This is a genomic window from Fusobacterium sp. SYSU M8D902 (genome assembly GCF_040199715.1).
In the GTDB taxonomy this organism is placed as follows: domain Bacteria; phylum Fusobacteriota; class Fusobacteriia; order Fusobacteriales; family Fusobacteriaceae; genus Fusobacterium_A.
Window position 1 is genome coordinate 1 of the sequence record NZ_JBEFNA010000087.1, and the last position, 544, is coordinate 544.

A 544-nucleotide genomic window follows, 5' to 3' on the forward strand; every position below is an offset into this window, starting at 1 on the left:
TATATATTCAATAGTTCGTTAATAATTCAATAATGTGCTAAGCAGCTATACGCTGTAAGCACGAGAGATCTTTGAAAATCTTGCTAATTAAAGTTCGGTTCGGGGTGTACCCACTTGCTTTAAAAATTCGTTTCACTAGATAAATGTTGGTCATCAGTGACTTGAATGAAGACATAGAATATTCCATTCCCATCTCCTTCATAGTTACCTTGGCAACATTTAGTGATGTGAACGAAGCATTGAAAGCAAAATCGAGTTTCCACTTATCGCGAGCCTGGCAGTCCATAAGACCAGTATAGCCTTTGGCGTCACGAAAGCAAAATTCGATCTGGAACCTGGTTCTATAATAAAGAAGTACCTCTTCACCCGAAAGTGAGGTGTCTGTAGAGAAGAATAGTTTCTTCTTGCCATTCGGCATCTGCCAGATGACAAGTCTAACTTTACACCTGAGTGCCTTGGAATAGGCTATCAAAGTATAAGCTGTTCCTTCTATATCTTTCACCTCCATCTTCTCCATTCGAGTGAGGTCAAGATTCTTCATATC

Annotated in this window: 1 pseudogene; it reads right to left on the reverse strand. The window is 39.5% G+C overall.

Annotated elements, in window-relative coordinates:
- Window positions 1-37: 37 nt before the first annotated feature.
- Window positions 38-544, reverse strand: a pseudogene (locus tag ABNK64_RS11190) (hypothetical protein); the annotation flags it as partial.